The organism is Faecalibacter macacae, assembly GCF_003687725.1.
GTDB lineage: Bacteria > Bacteroidota > Bacteroidia > Flavobacteriales > Weeksellaceae > Empedobacter > Empedobacter macacae.
Window position 1 is genome coordinate 1 of sequence record NZ_RDOJ01000019.1, and the last position, 18536, is coordinate 18536.

Annotated in this window: 22 protein-coding genes; 11 read left to right on the top strand and 11 right to left on the bottom strand. The window is 28.8% G+C overall.

The window, feature by feature from the left end:
• Positions 1 to 643: hypothetical protein (locus EAH69_RS13970; RefSeq protein WP_230466800.1), on the top strand; the 643-nt coding region annotated here is incomplete at its 5' end.
• 24 nt (positions 644 to 667) lie between these two features.
• On the top strand, positions 668 to 946 hold the full coding sequence (locus EAH69_RS11725; protein ID WP_121935397.1) for a hypothetical protein: 279 nt from the start codon (positions 668 to 670) through the stop codon (positions 944 to 946).
• 29 nt (positions 947 to 975) lie between these two features.
• Here EAH69_RS11725 and EAH69_RS11730 read toward each other — a convergent pair whose 3' ends face one another.
• The gene (locus tag EAH69_RS11730; protein WP_121935398.1) at positions 976 to 1218 is read right to left on the bottom strand and encodes a hypothetical protein; all 243 of its coding nucleotides are present in this window, start codon (positions 1216 to 1218) and stop codon (positions 976 to 978) included.
• 308 nt (positions 1219 to 1526) lie between these two features.
• Between EAH69_RS11730 and EAH69_RS11735 the strand changes: the two genes are divergently transcribed.
• Positions 1527 to 3800 carry a hypothetical protein gene (locus tag EAH69_RS11735; protein WP_121935399.1) on the top strand — a complete coding sequence of 758 codons (2274 nt, stop codon included), beginning with the start codon at positions 1527 to 1529 and terminating at the stop codon, positions 3798 to 3800.
• An 11-nt stretch (positions 3801 to 3811) separates the two neighbouring features.
• Complete coding sequence (locus EAH69_RS11740; RefSeq protein ID WP_147439140.1) at positions 3812 to 4363, top strand: hypothetical protein; 552 nt, start codon at positions 3812 to 3814, stop codon at positions 4361 to 4363.
• Positions 4364 to 4406: 43 nt separating this feature from the next.
• Here the strand turns inward: EAH69_RS11740 and EAH69_RS11745 are convergent, their stop codons facing one another.
• Positions 4407 to 4706 carry a DUF3817 domain-containing protein gene (locus EAH69_RS11745; protein WP_121935401.1) on the bottom strand — a complete coding sequence of 100 codons (300 nt, stop codon included), beginning with the start codon at positions 4704 to 4706 and terminating at the stop codon, positions 4407 to 4409.
• A 147-nt stretch (positions 4707 to 4853) separates the two neighbouring features.
• Here EAH69_RS11745 and EAH69_RS11750 point away from each other — a divergent pair, with 147 nt between their 5' ends.
• Positions 4854 to 5966 (top strand): calcium:proton antiporter, encoded by a 1113-nt coding sequence (locus EAH69_RS11750; RefSeq protein ID WP_121935402.1) that lies wholly within the window; start codon positions 4854 to 4856, stop codon positions 5964 to 5966.
• Positions 5967 to 6011: 45 nt separating this feature from the next.
• Here the strand turns inward: EAH69_RS11750 and EAH69_RS11755 are convergent, their stop codons facing one another.
• Positions 6012 to 7058, bottom strand: coding sequence for a hypothetical protein (locus EAH69_RS11755; RefSeq protein WP_121935403.1), 1047 nt, complete (start codon positions 7056 to 7058; stop codon positions 6012 to 6014).
• A 109-nt stretch (positions 7059 to 7167) separates the two neighbouring features.
• Here EAH69_RS11755 and EAH69_RS11760 point away from each other — a divergent pair, with 109 nt between their 5' ends.
• On the top strand, positions 7168 to 8676 hold the full coding sequence (locus EAH69_RS11760) for a carbon-nitrogen hydrolase family protein (protein ID WP_121935404.1): 1509 nt from the start codon (positions 7168 to 7170) through the stop codon (positions 8674 to 8676).
• Positions 8677 to 8704: 28 nt separating this feature from the next.
• Here EAH69_RS11760 and EAH69_RS11765 read toward each other — a convergent pair whose 3' ends face one another.
• Positions 8705 to 8947 (bottom strand): hypothetical protein, encoded by a 243-nt coding sequence (locus EAH69_RS11765; protein ID WP_121935405.1) that lies wholly within the window; start codon positions 8945 to 8947, stop codon positions 8705 to 8707.
• A 226-nt stretch (positions 8948 to 9173) separates the two neighbouring features.
• On the opposite strand from EAH69_RS11765, the gene EAH69_RS11770 reads away from it, so the two are divergent.
• Positions 9174 to 9380, top strand: coding sequence for a (4Fe-4S)-binding protein (locus EAH69_RS11770; protein WP_121935406.1), 207 nt, complete (start codon positions 9174 to 9176; stop codon positions 9378 to 9380).
• Positions 9381 to 9460: 80 nt separating this feature from the next.
• A complete protein-coding gene (locus tag EAH69_RS11775) occupies positions 9461 to 11092 on the top strand; it encodes an ABC-F family ATP-binding cassette domain-containing protein (protein ID WP_121935407.1) in 1632 nt (543 codons plus the stop codon).
• 199 nt (positions 11093 to 11291) lie between these two features.
• Here EAH69_RS11775 and EAH69_RS11780 read toward each other — a convergent pair whose 3' ends face one another.
• The 3 genes from EAH69_RS11780 to EAH69_RS11790 are packed head-to-tail and all read right to left on the bottom strand — an operon-like array spanning position 11292 to position 12741.
• Positions 11292 to 11633 (bottom strand): hypothetical protein, encoded by a 342-nt coding sequence (locus tag EAH69_RS11780; RefSeq protein ID WP_121935408.1) that lies wholly within the window; start codon positions 11631 to 11633, stop codon positions 11292 to 11294.
• A 2-nt stretch (positions 11634 to 11635) separates the two neighbouring features.
• Positions 11636 to 12616 (bottom strand): RHS repeat domain-containing protein, encoded by a 981-nt coding sequence (locus EAH69_RS11785; RefSeq protein WP_121935409.1) that lies wholly within the window; start codon positions 12614 to 12616, stop codon positions 11636 to 11638.
• On the bottom strand, positions 12535 to 12741 hold the full coding sequence (locus EAH69_RS11790) for a hypothetical protein (RefSeq protein ID WP_121935410.1): 207 nt from the start codon (positions 12739 to 12741) through the stop codon (positions 12535 to 12537). The genes EAH69_RS11785 and EAH69_RS11790 overlap by 82 nt, the downstream gene beginning before the upstream one ends.
• An 867-nt stretch (positions 12742 to 13608) precedes the next feature.
• Here EAH69_RS11790 and EAH69_RS13975 point away from each other — a divergent pair.
• Entirely contained in the window at positions 13609 to 13779 is a 171-nt protein-coding gene (locus EAH69_RS13975) for a hypothetical protein (protein WP_230466801.1), read from the top strand.
• A gap of 69 nt (positions 13780 to 13848) precedes the next feature.
• Positions 13849 to 14355, top strand: a complete 507-nt coding sequence (locus tag EAH69_RS11800) for a hypothetical protein (RefSeq protein ID WP_230466802.1) — start codon at positions 13849 to 13851, stop codon at positions 14353 to 14355.
• Positions 14356 to 14759: 404 nt separating this feature from the next.
• On the opposite strand, the gene EAH69_RS11805 is transcribed toward EAH69_RS11800, so the two are convergent.
• A complete protein-coding gene (locus tag EAH69_RS11805) occupies positions 14760 to 14951 on the bottom strand; it encodes a cold-shock protein (RefSeq protein ID WP_121935413.1) in 192 nt (63 codons plus the stop codon).
• A 993-nt stretch (positions 14952 to 15944) separates the two neighbouring features.
• Between EAH69_RS11805 and EAH69_RS13980 the strand changes: the two genes are divergently transcribed.
• Positions 15945 to 16175 (top strand): cold-shock protein, encoded by a 231-nt coding sequence (locus tag EAH69_RS13980; RefSeq protein WP_230466812.1) that lies wholly within the window; start codon positions 15945 to 15947, stop codon positions 16173 to 16175.
• Positions 16176 to 16400: 225 nt separating this feature from the next.
• On the opposite strand, the gene EAH69_RS11815 is transcribed toward EAH69_RS13980, so the two are convergent.
• From EAH69_RS11815 to EAH69_RS11825, 3 genes are all read right to left on the bottom strand, one after another.
• Entirely contained in the window at positions 16401 to 16937 is a 537-nt protein-coding gene (locus EAH69_RS11815) for a hypothetical protein (protein ID WP_121935415.1), read from the bottom strand.
• A gap of 588 nt (positions 16938 to 17525) precedes the next feature.
• Positions 17526 to 17783, bottom strand: a complete 258-nt coding sequence (locus EAH69_RS14100) for a transposase (protein WP_317124742.1) — start codon at positions 17781 to 17783, stop codon at positions 17526 to 17528.
• A 349-nt stretch (positions 17784 to 18132) separates the two neighbouring features.
• Positions 18133 to 18534 (bottom strand): hypothetical protein, encoded by a 402-nt coding sequence (locus EAH69_RS11825; RefSeq protein WP_121935416.1) that lies wholly within the window; start codon positions 18532 to 18534, stop codon positions 18133 to 18135.
• Positions 18535 to 18536 lie beyond the last annotated feature (2 nt).

An 18536-nucleotide genomic window follows, 5' to 3' on the forward strand; every position in this document is an offset into this window, starting at 1 on the left:
TTCTGAAGGAGATACGCGTATAAATCAAGTTATGATTGGTTATTTTGAAGGTGCAACTGATGATGAAGATTTTCAGCGAGATGCACGTACTGTAGAAACGGGATCAAAAAAAATCTATACATTAATAGATGAAAATCAGTTTTCAATTCAATCAAGAACTTATCCATTAAATCAAGAGGATGTTGTTAAATTAGGATTTGTAACAGATAAACACGGTCAATTAAAAATTTCATTAGGTGATACTGAAGGGATTTTTGGCAATGAGCAGAGTGTTTATTTAAAAGATAATTTATTAGGTATTATTCATGATTTAAAAGATTCTGATTATGTATTTGAATCTGAGGAAGGAAAGTTTGATAATCGATTTGAAGTTTTATATACAAAAGGAAGTTTAAGTACAACAAATGAAATTAATGAGAATTCGAATGTATTAATTTATAATGATGTTACGGGAGTTATTATAAAGTCTAATATTGATTTATTACATGATCTATTTGTTTACAATCAAAATGGTCAATTGGTTTATTTGAAGAATAATTTAAATTCTAAAGTTTTATCTTTAAATTTAACATCAGGAATATATTTTATAAAAGTTATTTTAAAAAATAATAACGTATTCAATAAAAAAATAATAGTTTTGTAATAAATAAGATTTGATTTAAACGATATGAATAAATTAATACTAATATTATTAGGTTTTTCTTTGAGTGTATCTACATTGAAAGCTAATGATTTAAATGAAGGTTCTGATGATGTTTCATTTTTCCAGACTACATCTAATCCAGGAACAGGAGGAGGTAGTGACGGAGATGGAGACGGAGATGGAGATCCTATGGATAATGATGATTATGCTCCAATTGATGATTATTATCCGTTATTATTTTTAGGTGCGATTGGATTAGCACTTTACTATAAAAAAGATTTACAGAATATAGTTACTAAATAAAAAAAAGCCTCTTATTAAAGAGGCTTTTTTTATTTAGTAATAGTTATATTATAATGTTTAGCATCTTGGTCAACTTTATAATTGAATTTAAGATTTAATTCTTGACTGTGTTTTATACAGAAATAATCAATATCAATTGTTTCAGGAAAAATATCTTTATTTAAACTAAAATACAGTTTATTCCAATTTGTATTCTGTTGTAGAATTAAATCAAATCTTCTTTCCCAGTATTTTAAAAAGTGATTTTCTTTGGCTTTAATTGTTTCTTTCATAGGAGTTAGTTTGTTAGATTGTAAAAATACATTAATTATTTTATTTAAATAATTAACATAATAAATATTGTATTAAAACGTAAATTATTGATATGCAGTAGGTTTTGTTTATTTGATTTATTGTATTATATCTAATTGTAATACAAGTTATTACTTGTTGAATAAGAGTTTAAAAATATTATAAATTTTTGATTTATAAAGTTGTTTTAAGTATATTTGCCGCGTTTAATTAATTCCTAAAAATAAATACTTACATCTAATTAATTTTCATTAATAACAAAAAAGTTACGACCAAAGAATATCAAATTATGAAGAAAACATTTAGTTTTTTATTGCTATTTATTATAATAATAGCACAAGCTCAATCAATTACACCCAAGAATAATATTATTTTTAATGAAGATTTTGGAGAATCTGAAATTAGAGAGGTTTCACAATATGTTCCTCAATCTGGATTAGATTTATTGTTATCTGGACAATTTTCTCACGGTTCAAAGTTTTATCGTTTTGCAAAAATTACAAAAACTGTAGATGAAGAATTTAAATCATTATCAATTGATGATGGGTATTACGCTGTTACTAAGCCACAGAGAATTTATAAATATGTAGAATCTGTTTTTCCAAAAGTTAATTTTCCACACAAATGGTGGTTGACTTTAGATGGAGAATATACAGTTCCATATTATAATCAACCTCCGCGTTATAATGGAGATGATTATAAACAAGGAAATGTGTTAGTAGTTAACGGAGGGATGGTTTTAAATCAATATTATCGTCGTGGAGTGCAATTAGAACGCGGAAAAACTTATGAACTTTCGGCAGATTTTTATGCTTTAGATACTAGTTTTGGAATTCATTTTGAAGCGCAGAGTTTAACAACAGAGAAAGTATTAGGTAAAACAACTAAAGCATTAACTTTACAAAATATTCGTACTTGGGAAAATAAGAAATGGGTATTTAAAGTACCTGAAGATTCAAGATGTTCAGATCAAATTGCAGTATCAATAAGAAATGCCGTTGCAAGAAATTCTGGAAATGATTTTTATGTTGATAATATTATATTAAAAGAAGTAGAAGATCAAGATATTCCGCCAATCGATTGTTACGATCCAACAACAACAACTATTGTAGCAAATGATGATTTTGGTACTTATGTTAATGATACATCTAATAATTTAGTAATGTTATCTGGTGTTACTGTATTAGATTTTATTAAAAATGATATTAATAATGGAAACTTAATTACAGACTATAATAGTATTAAATTTGTACAATTAGATCAAAATGAAAACTTTAGATTAAATTTAGATGGGTCAGTATCTGTTTTAGAAAATTTAGCTGATGGTCAATATATAATTAATTACTTAATTTGTAATAGTGTTGAATGTTCTCGTGCTAAGGTTTTTGTTACTGTAGGAGATGATGTAGAAATAGTTCCAGATATAGATGGAGACGGTATTCCAGATAATATTGATTTGGATAATGATAATGATGGAATTTTAGATATTGATGAAGGTATAGGAGGAAGCTGTATTTCAGGTTTAAATGGAGATTTAAATGAAGAAGTATGGAGTTTTAATGGATTTGATGTAACAGTTGATACTGGATCTCAATATTCTCCAACTCAATATGAACCTAATTCTCCAATTGAAGCTGTTAGGGGATCTGAAATTTCATATAGTTTTTCAGAGATAGCTAAGAATGTAAGTTTTAAAATATCAGAACTTAATGAAGGTGAAGTTATAAAAGTTAGATTTAAGAATAACGGAAAGATTGTACCTATAAACTCTTATAACTTAATTAAAAGTTCAAGCTCAATTACTACATCTATTTCGCAAGGTGAATTAACTTTGAGAGCTTTACAAGGTGGTAATGAGGAAAATATTATCGTTAAATCAGGATTTGATTTTATAGATCGTATAGAACTTGTATTTACAACAGAAACGCCTCCGTTCATTGGAGATAACGTTATTCCAACTGCTGTATATGACTTTGAAGGATTATGTTATGGACCAGATTTGGATACTGATGGAGATGGTATTCCTGATTATTTAGATACAGATTCTGATGGAGATGGTTGTCCAGATGCTTTAGAAGCTGCAGTGAGAGGAGGTAAAATTATTATTGCAAATTTAGATAGTAAAGGTAGTATTATCGGAGATGTAGATAATAATGGGGTTCCTGTTTTAGCTAATGGAGGAAATGGAGTTGGTAGCTCAAAAGATGTTGCAATTTCTGTGTGTAAAACTTTAGCTCATTGTACTAATTCAGCAACTAGTCTTGGGGCTTTTGAGGAATCAGTTGTTGGTATATCTACTTTCTCTACAACAGCAAATGCTTTTATTAATGGAGATAGTACAACTAAACAAAGAGAATCATGGCCAAAATTAGTTAAAAATGCATATTTACATCTAGATACTGGAAATAAAGGATTTATTATTACTAATGCAATAGCTGAAGATATAAAAGAGCCATTACCAGGAATGTTAATTTATGATACAAAAGATAAATGTATCAAGTTACGTAATGGTAAAGAATGGAAATGTATTAAATCAACATGTGATATAACTAATAATTACTAATAAACCTAAAAATGAAAAAATATATATATTTGTTGTCACTATTTTGCTTAGCAAATTTTACATCTGCTCAAATGAAAATAGGTGAAAATAATAAAATTACTAACTCATCTGTCTTATTAGAATTTGATAATTTAAATGGGGCTAATAAAAAAGGTATAGTTTTACCAGTTTATTATATGCCACCATCTAGAAGATCTCTTGAGAATATTAAAAATGGAACTTTTGTAGTTGATTATGCATCTAATCAAATAAAAGTATATGAAAATGATAAATGGGTATTCTTAACTCCAACAGATAGAAATATTTTGAGAAAGCCAATCAGAAATGATGATAGTAATAATATTGGTAAAGGTGTCTTAATTACAGATGATAAGAATGTTTCAGAAAATTATGAGTCTCAAGGAGGTTTAGAATTAGTGTCTGAAACTAAAGCTTTAGTTTTACCTCATATTAAAAATCCTCATTTGAATGTAACACGACCTATTATGGGGTTTATGTGTTATGATACAGTTACTGAATCAATAGCTATGTTCGATGGAACATATTGGCATTATTGGAAATAAATAAAAAAAAACGCTTAGAAAATCTAAGCGTTTTTTTTTGTTATTATTTTTTGTCTATCTTTTTATGAAGTGATAATGTTGCAAATGGTATAAATGCAAACATTATATAGAATATAAAATCTTCATCATCCCATTTATAAAACTTTTTAGTCACAAATAGTAATATTAAGTATGCTGAAAACCAAAATCCATGAAAAATACCAGCAAATGGCATTTGAAGTACATAACCAAATTGATATTTTATAGGCATAGCAATCAAAAATAGAATTGCACAACTAATAGCTTCCCATGTACATGTGATTCTAAACCATTTTTTTAATTTTTCTTCGGATATATTTTTCATGTTGCAAATTTACATTCTTCTTTCTCCAAAATATCTAACATTTATCACATTACTATTTCTTTTTGTATTATATATAAAAATGATAATTGTTATTTACTTTATCAATAATATTTATTAAATTTGAACTATTCAAAATTCATATATTTAATGCAAGTTAATAACATTTTATCAAAAAAATTAAATCTTGACTTACCTATTTGGACCATATTGTGTCCAATAGTGGCTGTCTTGGCTATATTCACAATTTCTAGTGATAGTATATTTGTTTCAATTGCTTTAGGAGCTGCATTAATTGCTTCTGTTCTATCTGCCGTACATCATGCAGAGGTTGTTGCACATAAAGTAGGAGAGCCCTTTGGTACAATTATTTTAGCGTTAGCAATAACTGTTATAGAAGTTTCATTAATTGTTGCTCTAATGATTTCTGAAACTGGAAATACACCTTCTGTATTAGCAAGAGATACTGTTTTTGCTGCTATTATGATTATTCTTACCGGAATTATAGGTGTTTGTCTATGGGTTGGAAGTGTGAGATATCGTGAACAAAACTTTATTAAACAAGGTGTTTCTACAGCTTTAATTACATTAATTGCTATTTCTGTATTAACATTGATTTTACCAAACTTCACTACTTCTGAAGTTGTAGGTGTATATTCAGAAAGTCAATTAATATTCGTTGCAATTATTTCATTAATATTATATGGTGGCTTTATTTCATTACAAACAATTAGACACCGTGACTATTTTTTACCACAACAAAATAAGGATGGTACTGCATCAGAGTTACACGTAGCTCCACCTAATGGTTTAACAACTACTGCATCATTAGTATTGTTAGTAATAGCATTAGTAGCTGTTGTGTTGTTATCGAAGAAATTATCGCCAACTATTGAAGACATGGTGTTTAATTTAGGTGCTCCTAAATCTTTAGTAGGTATTATTATTGCAACTGTAATTTTATTGCCTGAAGGATTAGCTGCTTTTAAGGCTGCAAGACAAGATCGTTTACAAACAAGCCTAAACTTGGCCCTAGGATCTGCATTAGCATCTATTGGATTAACAATTCCGGCTGTAGCAATTGTATGTTACTTTACCGGAATGCAAGTGACTTTAGGAATCGATGCTAAATCTGTTTTATTGTTAGTCTTATCATTGTTTACAGTTTTCCTATCATTAATCTCTGGCCGAACTAACATTCAGCAAGGAATTGTATTATTAGTATTGTTTGCGACATATTTGTTTACGACAATTGTACCTTAATAGAATTTATAAAATAACAAAAAGCCTCCCAATCGGGAGGCTTTGTTATTTTAAAGTATTGTACTGATTAATCGTATGTATAATGGATTGTTCTAAAATATCGCCCATAGATGTGCAGTCATCAAACTGTGTTGTTTTATATAATTTTTTAAAACCAGTTTTCAATTGATCAATATGTTCAGTTGGTGAAATATTATCTCCTTTCATTACCCTTAAAAGATGTTTAATTCGCTTTTGACTATTAGAAATTCTTTTTACAGTAATAGCTCTAACTTCTTTACGGTATTGTTCTATAGAATTTGGTTTTAATCTATTATTAACCAATTCTACCATTGCTTTATTTTCCTTAAAATATTGTGGACGATAGATTTTAAGGTTTCCTTCATAATTCTGTTGGTCAAAATCTATCGGTCGTATGCGATAAAAAACTTGGTCAAAATCGTGCATCGGAATCACCACATAATTATACGAACGCATATCGCCAAGTAATCCAATAAAACAACGTTCATTAAATTTTACAAACTCTTTTGCAATTTGATTTTTCTCTAATTCGCCACAATCATCCAAATATTTTTTTATAAAAACATCACCTGGTATTCCAAGAATATGTTCTTCAATTAAAGTATCGCTATCAACTAAAAAATTAATTCGGTGTGGAGATAAAATTTCTTCCATTTCTAAACCATAAATTCTGGATGCATCTGCTTTTTTAATATAATAATTGGTGTAATTATCATTCAGAATATTTCGAACTCGAATTCTAAATGGTTTCGAATTTCCGAAAGTGCAATAATCGATAGAGTCAACTGTTAGATATGGTAAAGAATCCTCATCGCCGTCCGAATGTAATAACGTATAAATCTTATTCAGGCTCGCTTCAATTTCTTTATGCTCAAATTCTGTATAGTAAACTCCCAACCAATGCGTGTCATTTCCTTCTTTATCTTCTAAATTTACAAAGTCGGTAAAACGTAATAAATCGTCGTATTGCAACGAAGTTTTTGTTAATCGATGGTATTTGTTCAAATACTCATTTAATTCTTTATTAATTGGATATATAGGTTTTCTAAACTCAATTTTTACATCTTTCATAGCGAAGTTCTATTTTACGAAGTTAAGTAGTTTATGGATTAATTTCAAGATAATATAGTTGGTTCAGATTTTGATACTACAATATCCTAAATACTTAAAATTAAACTTTATGAATATAGAAGTTAGAAAATTGACTATAGAAGATTATAATGATGTAACTCAATCGACTTTGGAAGCCTACGAAAATAAGCTTGGAGTTTGGTCTAAAGAAGAAATTTCTGAATTGTTAGCTATTTTTCCAGAAGGTCAGATTTGTGTATCTGTTGATGGCAAAGTTGTTGCAACAGCTCTTAGTATTATTATTAATTCTAAGAAAACAAATCTTCATTCTAATTACGATTCTATTATTTCTAACGGAAAGTTTTTAAAGCACGATCCTGAAGGTGATATTTTGTATGGAATAGAAGTTTTCGTACATCCCAATTATCGTCAGTTACGATTGGGACGTAGATTGTATGATATTCGTAAAGAATTATGTGAGGAGCGAAATCTGAAATCTATTGTTGCTGGTGGACGAATTCCTAATTATCATCAATATTCTAGTGAGATGTCTCCACGAGAATATATTGAAAAAGTGAAACGAAAAGAGATTTATGATTCAACTTTAGCTTTTCAATTATCCAATGATTTTAATGTGAAAAAGATTCTAAAAAATTATCTAAAAGATGATAAAGAATCGATGGAATATGCAACGCTTTTAGAATGGAATAACATTTATTACGAGCCTAATTTATATTCTAATTCTCCAACAAAGCGTAACATACGTTTAGGACTTGTTCAGTGGGAAATGCGTTTGTTTAATGGATTACAAGATTTTTATGATCAGGTAGAATTTTTTGTTAGGACTGTTAGTGATTATGGTTCCGATTTTATCTTATTTCCAGAGTTTTTCAATACGCCATTAATGAGCCCGTATAATCACTTAAAAGAAGTAGATGCTATGCATCAATTGGCTCGTATGACAGATGAAATTGTTAAGAAAATTCAAGAATTTGCAATTACATATAATGTAAATATAATAGCGGGATCGATGCCAAATCTGATTGATGAAAAATTATACAATACAAGTTTCTTGTGTCATCGTTCAGGAAAATTAGATTCGTTTAGTAAAATACATATTACACCAAACGAGTTTAAGTATTATGCGATGGAAGGAGGGAATGAAATTAAAGTTTTTGATACAGATTGTGGAAAAGTTGGACTTTTGATTTGTTATGATGTTGAATTTCCAGAAGTGAGCCGCATTTTAGCAGATCAGGGTATGCAGATTCTATTTGTTCCTTATATGACTGATACGCAAAATGGATATACACGTGTAAGAAGTTGTGCACAAGCTCGTGCCATAGAAAACGAATGTTATGTTGCAATAGCAGGTTCTGTGGGTAATTTACCCAAAGTAAATAATATGGATATCCAGTATTCGCAATCGGCAGTTTTTACACCTTCAGATTTTTCATTTCCAAATAATGGAGTAAAATCAGAAGCAACTCCTAATGCTGAAATGGTTTTAATTTCGGATGTAGATCTTTATTTATTGAAAGAATTACATGAATATGGAACTGTAAAAACTATGAAAGATAGACGCAAAGATTTGTATGATGTGATATTAAGGAAATAAAAAAACTCAGCTAATGCTGAGTCTTATTTTATCTTGTAATTGTTAAATCAAAATTGTTAGAGTTTACGTCTAATTTGTAGTTGATTGTCAATTGGAAATCTTGACTATATTTTGAACAAAATTTGTCAATATTTAAGTTAGTTGGCAATGAGTTTTGTTCTAATGTCAAAAATAACTTTGTCCAATTTGTGTTTTGTTCTAAAATTCGATTAAATCTTTGTTCCCAATATTTAATAAATTTTAAAGTATTTTCATCTTTAATCTCTTCCATGATTATTCAAATAGGGCACAAATTTAAGATATAATCATGATAAAGTGTTGTTAAATCAATTTTATAAATGTTAATTATCTGTTTTAAATAGATAAAATAATGATATTTAAAATTTTAGCTAAAATGATTTTTTACAAAAAAATATTAAATCAATAAATTATATAGGTAATTTTATCTGGTTCGATATTTGTTGCTTTATTTTTAATCAACTATTAATAATTATTATATGGAAGAACATTTTTATTCAAATGGTGAAATCACTGTTGTATGGAAGCCAAAATTATGCGAACATGCCGGAATTTGCGTTAAATTGTTACCCAAGGTTTATAATCCAAAAGCAAGACCATGGATTCAACCAGAAAACGCAACTTCAGACGAATTACGAAATCAAGTATCAAAATGCCCATCAGGCGCTTTATCAATCAAAGAATAATAGAAAGCTCTTTCATTTTAAATGGAAGAGTTTTTTCTTTTGATTCTATTATCTTTGCACCACTTATTTTTATAGAATTTATGATTACAGTTAATGATATCGCCGTTCAATTTGGTTCTACAACTTTATTTAGTGGTGTAAGTTTCGTGGTAAACGAAAATGATAAGATTGCCTTAATGGGAAAAAATGGTGCTGGTAAATCTACTTTATTAAAGATTGTTGCCGGAATCAATAAACCATCTCAAGGAAATATTGCTGCGCCAAAAGATGCCGTTATTGCTTATTTACCACAACATTTATTGACCGAAGATAATTGTACCGTTCGCGAAGAAACATCTAAAGCTTTCGCTGAATATCTTGCAATGAAAAACGAAATTGACGAGATTAACGAGCAATTAACTGTAAGAACAGATTACGAAAGTGATGCGTACATGAAATTGATTGAACGTGTTTCTGAAGTAAGCGAAAAGTTTTATTCTATTGAAGAAGTAAATTACGAAGCCGAAGTAGAAAAGGTTTTAAAAGGAATGGGATTTTCACAAGAAGATTTAGATCGTTCAACTTCTGAATTTTCTGGAGGTTGGCGTATGCGCATCGAATTAGCTAAAATATTATTAAAACAACCTGATTTAATTTTATTAGATGAGCCAACCAATCACTTAGATATCGAATCGATTCAGTGGTTAGAGGATTTCTTAAAAAATCAAGCGAAAGCGGTAATGGTTATTTCTCACGACCGTGCGTTTGTGGATAATATTACAAATCGTACAATTGAGGTAACAATGGGACGTATTTATGATTATAAAGCGAAATATTCAGATTACTTAGTTTTACGTCAAGATCGTAGAATTCATCAGCAAAAAGCTTACGACGAGCAACAAAAATTTATTGCAGAAAATAAACAATTTATCGAACGTTTCCGAGGAACTTTCTCAAAAACAGAACAAGTGCAATCGCGTGTTCGTATGTTAGAGAAGTTAGAAATTATCGAGATTGATGAAGTAGATACTTCTGCTTTAAAATTAAAATTTCCACCTGCAGCAAGATCTGGTCAATATCCAATTACGGTGGAAGCGTTGTCTAAAAACTACGGAGATCATGTGGTGTTTAAAGATGCTGATATGGTAATTGAACGAGGTCAGAAAGTAGCTTTAGTTGGTAAAAATGGTGAAGGTAAATCGACAATGATTAAAGCAATTATGGGCGAAATTGATTTCGAAGGTAAATTAGAAATCGGTCATAATGTACAAATCGGATATTTTGCACAAAATCAAGCGGCTTTATTAGACGGAGATTTAACAATTTTTGAAACGGTTGATCAAATCGCTAAAGGAGATATCAGAACTCAAATTAAGAGTATTTTAGGTGCTTTTATGTTTAAAGGTGATGATATCGATAAAAAAGTAAAAGTGCTTTCAGGAGGTGAAAAAACTCGTTTAGCAATGGTGAAATTATTATTAGAACCTTATAACGTTTTAATTTTAGATGAGCCCACGAATCACTTAGACATGAAAACGAAAGATATCATTAAAGATGCGTTACGTGAATTTGAAGGAACTGTGATATTAGTATCTCACGACCGTGATTTCTTAGATGGTTTAGCTGAAAAGGTGTTCGAATTTGGAAACAAACGAGTGAAAGAACATTTTGAAGATATTAAAGGTTTCTTAGAAACGAAGAAAATGGAATCTCTTAACGAGATTGATAAATAAAATTATATAAAAAATGAAAACCCTACAAATTTACCTTGTAGGGTTGTTTTATTATTACTTGCCACACGATACAGTCGTGCGGGAGCGGGGATTCATTCTGCTTTTGGGCATTATTTATAAAAACTTTATAAAATAACAAAAGGCAAACTAACGTTTGCCTTTTGTATTATTGTGAACATTGGGTTGAGAATTGTATCTTCTATAACTTTTTAAACAAAAAAATAAATTTTTCATTATTTTTTATTAGGATAAGAGAATCTGAATATTCTTTTTTTATTATTATATCTCCCTCTTTTGCCATATGATCAAAAATAACTCCTTTATCTGTGTAAGGTAAGAAAACAAACTTTCTATTGTCTACTAAAGTTATTTTAGTACCACCTGTTCCTGCAGATATAGATTTTAGTTTTGAATTTATTGATGTTGAATAAAATAATTCAAATTCCTTTTTCCCTATTTGTCTATATTTAACCTGTATTAAAGTAACTAATACACCCATAATTATAAAAATAATGGATCCAATCGTCATTGTTTTTTTCATAATTATTTTTTAAAATCTTTTAGAATGAAAGTATTGCTAATACCTCCCGAACCATTAACAGGAAATGGACCTGCAGGTATACCTAATCCTATGTTAATTTGACCTCCAATTATTCCATAACCAGTAGTTGTAGTTGTATATGTTCTAGTTACACCTATTTTACCTCCTTCTGTTAACCCTGCACTTCCCCAAAGAGTAGGGAAATCTCCATTTGCTGTATTAGTTTGAATCATACTTCTAGTAATATCATTTGAAGAACCTAAATAATATGATTTTCCTATATTAAAAGTAGCGTCTAAATTAAAACCACCACCAACAGGAGTTGTAGTGCTTAATATAGGTAAAATAGATGCTTCAGGTCCATGTAAAACCCAATTAAATTCAAAACTTGCTCCAGAACCAGTACCTACAATACCTGTAAAACCTACTCCTATATTTACAAAATCGCCTATAACACTCCTTACAAGATTACTATCCCATAAATTACCTAAAGAACTTTTAGTTTGTGAACCCTGTATAACAGTCTCTCCCAAACTATAAGATTCATTTAATATATTTTCAGAACCATTTTTTCCTACCCAAAGATTTTGTTTACTATCAAATTCCCATTGCCCAGTACTATCTTTATGAACTTGACCATTTTGAGGATTTCCTCCTATAGGAGGGTCTGGATTTCCTATAAAATGTGGTTCTCTATTAAGATTAAATATTTTTTGTTCTCGATCTTCATCAATTACGTCAATTGCTATCATCCCATCAGGGTCTATAAACCTTATAGGATTATTAAAAGCGTAGTTGTAAGGAGAATGAAGTCTCATTTTTTCTGCCAGCGGGTCGATGTTAAACCAACGCCCGATTGCGGGGTCGTAATTTATAGCACCGTAGTCGTAAAGATTTAGGTTTAATTCATCTTGCAGTTCATCACTTCGTTTGGTATGTTCGTCAAAAACTTTATTAAATTTTTTGCTCCATAATCGTTGTATTTGTACTTATAGTTCGGATTAGCTGTATTTGCAATTGTTTGGTTATCGTGCTTTAATCCAAATGGATAATAGTTATTTTCATCTACTATTTTAAGGTTCCCATCTTCACCTTTCTTATAACTCACGCGAACGTTTCCTAAATGATCGGTATAATTATAGACATATTCAAAAACACCTTCATTTACATTTACATATTCTTCTGCAGTAGGAAAGAATTGTAAAGCGATGTTATTACTACGTCCTGGTACTTGTTTGTATTGGAACCCATTATCGTAGAAAGTGTTTTCAGAATAAAGGATTAATAAATCGTTATATACATACTTTGAAACTTTAACACCAGAAGCATCATAATTATATAGAATTTTACTTAGTACACCATCATTATTAAAAAGAACTTCTATTGGTAAATTTAAGTAATTATAAACAATATTGGTGATTCCTTTGTTTAAATCTTTTATTAGATTTCCGTTTAAATAACCTTCTGCGGTAGGAAAGAATTGTAATTCTAAGTTATTACTTTTTGTTTTAAGTTTATGAAGCTTGTAAATTATAATTTAATATACAATATCTATTTAGAGTCAATTTAATAAAAAAATATGGTTCATAAGATTTAATTACTTATAATTTTCACCCCCAAATACTCTCCTAATTCTTCCCAGGTAATAACTTGATGAGGTTGTTTGTTGTAGTGCTTTTTGATCTGATTATAGATGCGAAGCGATTGCCTATAACTTTTGCCTGTTATGATTTGGATATCCTTTGGGTAAACGCAAATCCGTTGTAGCTTCTTGTTTTGCATAATTATACATTTTCATATACTATCCATACTTCATCTATGCTGTATCTATACTTCACCTATAGGTCATTTAGGGACATTAAATGATAATAACGCCATTCGGTATTTGCTGGTTTTAATAAAGTTACGGTTTTTTCTATACTTGTATTATATACCGGTAGAATATAGAATGTTGAATGATTAAAATGTTGAAGAAATGGCAAGGCAAAAGGGCATTATTAAGCTATTAGGTACTGTTGGTGACATTACTTTTTATAAAGCGAAAGAAGGATTTTTAGCACGAGAAAAAGGTGGCGTGGATAAAAGCCGAATTATGAATGATCCAAATTTTCAGCGTACTCGTGAAAATGGAGCAGAGTTTGGATGAGCAGGTGCATCTGGAAAGATGTTGAGAACTGTGTTTCGTGCGGTGTTGTTGAAATCAGCTGATTCGAGAATGGTTGGTAGTTTAACGCGTGATATGGTCAAAGTGATTAAGACTGATACGGTGAGTGAACGTGGTCAATGTAATGTGAATAACGGTGATTTATCGTTGTTGAAAGGTTTTGATTTCAATATCAATGGGAAATTATCTACAACCCTTTATGCTCCGTATACGACAAGTTTAGATCGTGTTGATGGGGAAGTGGTGGTAGATATACCGGCATTCGTTCCGATTAATATGATTAATGCTCCTTCAGGAACAACTCATTTTAAATTAAAAGGAGAAGCGACGGTGTGGCTTAGGTATTCTAAATTTCTTTATCACTTTTTTCTTGATAAAAAAGTAATCAATACTTCGACAGGCTCAGCACAAGCAATCAAGGCTTCAATTCTCGACGGTCAATCATCATTTCGCTACTCTAAAATGTTTAAATCGCTCCCTCTGGTCGGTAAACATTTTTACGTTACTCTCAATGGATTGACGCTCGTCTGCGAATTGTTATGCCGTTTTTATTTCTGAAATGATTTTCTTAACGGTATCGTTTTAATGCCAGATTCTTGAAAAGAAAAAACATAAAAAAAGAAAGCTAATCTGCTTTATCAGAAGCATTTTTAAGGGCAAGGTTTTACATCCAAATACGACCTATTAAGGTGGAGATTTTGATGTAAACCTGTAAGGCTTGACCTTGGCAAAAAATGAAGCTGATAGACCTCTGCGATTTTTTTGTTGGATTTGTAATTAATTTAATTAATGAAATGAATAATAGATATTCTTAGAGTTTAATCTTAGTTAAGTATTTTTTTATTGTAAAAAAAAAAGCTGATTCCCTTACGGAAACAGCTTATTATGATTTATTCGAAATTAAATTTAAGTTTACAACGTTTAGATGTTTACTCCATATTTAATCACTAAAGAAATTCAATTTATATTCTTTTCACATTTGTAGCCATAAGCCCTTTTTGACCTTGCTCAATTTTAAAAGAAACCTTATCGTCTTCTCTAATATTATCAATTATTTGTGATGTATGAACAAAAATTTCATTTCCTGTTTCTTTTACTGTAATGAAACCAAAACCTTTTGCATCATTAAAAAATTTAACTGTACCTTCTTGCATAATATATATTTTTAAAAAAAAGAGAATAAATCAAAACATCATTCATACTTAAAGGAACTATTTTTTAATCAAAATCGTTCATCATTATTCTCAAAATAATATCAACTTAACGTGTGATAAAAAACGTTTAATATTTGAGATGAATCAATTTTGGAATTGAAATATTTTAAATTATAAATTGAAAAAAGAAGAATACGATAGTTTAAGAAGTGTTTAGCTTTACGCCAAAAGTATAAAAAATGGTATGTCAAACTATTTTGTTTGTTAATAAATAATATCTTATCTCTGATATTGGTACAAATGTATGACGAATTTTTAAATAAATAACAATTTAATAATGAAATAAATATTTTATTGAATTTTATATAAAATTTCGTTTAGATAATTAATAGTTTTTTAATGTTTTGAATTGGTGCTTAATTAACGCTTTTTATTCGTCGAATTCATCTCTATCAGGTAAATTACAAAGAATTGAATTTTAACAAAGTTGCTTTTTAATTTCTGTAAAATATCAAATATAAGTTATGATTATATAATTCTTAATTTTTGCGTATAATTATTTATATCTTCTAACAAAAGCTTTAATTTATTATTAAATTTTTATTTCAGATTAGTTCCATAAAATATTTATTGTATATTTGCATCAAATAAAAGTTACTTCTTTCATCACTTTTCGTGATTTTTTAATAATGAAATTACAATCCTCATTAATCTGGATTTTACTTCTTCATACATTGGTACTTATTTATTTTCACAAACAATTTAATATAACATTACGTTATAATCGCTTATTTATATGCAGAATTTTTAGAAATCGCATTAACCAAAATTTAATTTATGAATAGAAAACAACAACACACAACATTATCAAACATTACATTAGAAGATTATATCATAAACAATAGTGCAAACGGATGGTTACTTCAGGTAGCGCCGGCTATTACAAATTATCTTCAGAATTTAACTTCAAAGATTACGGATTATTTTACTGTAATTGATTGGGGAAATTTATTATCAAATAATAATAGGCAAGAAGGAACTGTGAAGTTTTTTAATAAGACTAAACGCTTCGGGTTTATTACAACTGATCAAAAAGATATTTTTGTACACATTAGTGGTTTAAAAGATAATATCAGACAAAATGATGAAGTTATTTTTGAAATCGAAACTGGTAATAATGGTCTTAATGCAGTAAATGTTAGATTAGCTAATAATCATCATTAAACCGCAATACTTTACAAAACTTTTATAGCATTCAGCTATACTATTTAATCAATTTTAATAATAACTCATTTTAATTCTTCGTATCAAGTTATTATTAAAATTATGATTGAAAATATTATTTCTTATTTATAAAATCTTTCTAATAGATTGTTGTAAAATAAAATATTTGAGATTTTTTCAATGTACATGAGTACTTATATCCAATTTCTCTACAATTTTAAATAATTAGAAATTATCATTAAACTGAGTTATCATAAGTTCTGGTTTTTCTGTTGAATATTTAACCATTACACTATCTCCTTTATTTATATTATCTCTTTCATCTATTCCGTCAGATTCTATGTAAGATTTACCATTTACGATATATTTTACATTAATAGAACGACTTTTATAAACCGTTTTCTTAATGACTATACCTTTAGTAAAATCAAACGAATTATTTATTATTTCTATATCTTCTTTTCTTGAATTTCTTAAATAGAAATAAATCCCCATTATTATAAGAGATAGTAGTAAAATAGTTAATAAACTTAAAATTTTATCTTTTATTTCTTTTGTCATAATCCAAACACTACTCTCGTTCTTGATATACTTTTCATTTTGATAAATATAAATATTTAAAAATTTAATTCCAGTTAAAGTTTGTTTGAATGTAGGCAAAGCGTAGATTGAAAATCTTAATCCATAAAAAAAGCCTCGAAGTAATACTTCAAGGCTTTCAGCGGAGAGTGAGGCTCCGGAACTATATTTTGAAAGTACCATTAATAGCTGAATGAAAACCTTTGGTTTTAAAAGGTCGCTATTTGGTCGCTTATTTCTAAAAATTGATGTAAAATGAACTTCTTGATTGAGTTACAAAGGTATGAAATCTATTGTTTTAATAGTGATTTACTTAGCCGAATTTTGGTAAAGTAAACGTTAAAAATTATGATGCAGAGTATTCATTTTGCTTTTGGGCATTATTTATAAACTTATAAAATAACAAAAGGTAAACCAATGTTTGCCTTTTGTATTATTGTATCGTTTAGACTTTAAAGATTTGATTTTACTTATAAAGCATAAACTATCAAATTATCTACCATTCCTTTATTACCTGCATAGTCTATCGCACTACTATAAAGATAATCTTCTGGTTTACTAACAATTCCATCTTTCACGGGATTATAATGAATATAGTTGATTTTTTCTATAATAACACCATGGCTCCAAAGTTCAATAGGTTTATTGTCATGTCTCCAAAATTGATATTTCTTAACATTAGAAGATGCTGCACCTGCTTTGGCAAATTGTTCTAAAAGATTTTCCTTTCTACTTTCTGCTGGATTTTCTGTTATAGCTTTTACAATTTTTTTACTTGTAAATCGTATGAAATCTCCTAAAAGTAATTCTGGTTTTTATTCCTTCAGTACTTCTAAATATCAGGTGTACATGATTGGTCATAATGCACCATGTTATGATTTTCATTCCTTTTTCATTCTGACAATAGTTAAGGCTTTCAACCAAAATATCTTTGTATTCTTTCCTAGTAAAGACATCTAACCATTCTACCACAGCAAAACTGACAAAATATAATCCGTTGGGATTATGAAATTTATAATTTCTGCTCATTAGTCTTAGGTTTTTAGTTGAAGATATTAAAAAATAATAGTTTTATAAAATAACAAACCCTACAAATATTACTTTGTAGGATTGTTTTATTATTACTTGCTACAAGATACAATCGTGCGGTAGCGGGGGCTAATGAACGTTTAAAATTACTTGAACAACTTGAAGAAGAGGATAAAAATGCAGTTTATCGTATTATAGATACTATGCTGACTAAATCTAAGTTCAAGTAATTTTTCAATAAAAATGTAGCTACTTTATAAAATAACAAAAGGCAAACGTTTGTTTGCCTTTTGTGTTATTGTGAATTAAAACGTTGTGTAAAAACAATACATTTTGAAAAGTATCCAGCTTATTTAATACTATCTCTTATCTTAATCTTTAAAACTTTGTTTTGGTCATATTTAGTCTTATCACAAAAATTTTCATAGCTTATAGAAACGACAGTATCTTTTTTATAAATATACATAATAGCTTCACCTTTCTTTTTTATTACTGTATCTCCTATTGAAATATATTGTGCGAATGGCTGCCATCCTCTGTCTCCATGAAATTTTTCATTTTCATTTGTTTTAATATTTCTTCCTTGAATTTTTAGAGTACCTAAAGCAAAAGAAGACTTTTCTGTATTATAATTTTTATCTATAATGAGGTTACAATGTTCTTTGAGTAATAATTCTTGACTTTTTTCACAGCCATATTTTCCACACGAATAAAATACAAATAATGTGATTAATAATAATATTTTTTTCATTT